Source organism: Hymenobacter lapidiphilus (genome assembly GCF_003417065.2).
GTDB lineage: Bacteria > Bacteroidota > Bacteroidia > Cytophagales > Hymenobacteraceae > Hymenobacter.
The window spans coordinates 1-341 of record NZ_QVLT01000085.1; the positions used below are offsets into that span (position 1 = coordinate 1).

The following is a 341-nucleotide window of genomic DNA, read 5'->3' on the forward strand; positions in this document are numbered from 1 at the left end:
TGACCTCCCCCCAATAAACTAGACCACGCTAAAGTAGAGAAATCAGGCCCTTGTCGTATCTTAAACCAAGAGACATGTGCCATGAAAAAGACAAAGTTTACCGAAGCCCAAATCGTGTTTGCGCTACGCCAGGCCGACACGGGCGTGGCCGTCGCCGAGGTCTGCCGGAAGATGGGCATCAGCGAGGCCACCTATTACAACTGGAAGAAGAAATACGGCGGGCTGGGCGTGTCCGAGTTGCGCCGTTTAAAACAGTTGGAAGAAGAGAACCAGCAGCTCAAACAGCTGGTCACGGACCTGAGCCTGGACAAGCAGATGCTGCAGGATGTACTCAAAAAAAA

At 52.5% G+C, this 341-nt stretch carries 1 protein-coding gene; it reads left to right on the forward strand.

What is annotated here, in order from left to right:
• Positions 1-81: 81 nt before the first annotated feature.
• Positions 82-341: transposase (locus tag D0N36_RS19310; RefSeq protein WP_147320995.1), on the forward strand; the 260-nt coding region annotated here is incomplete at its 3' end.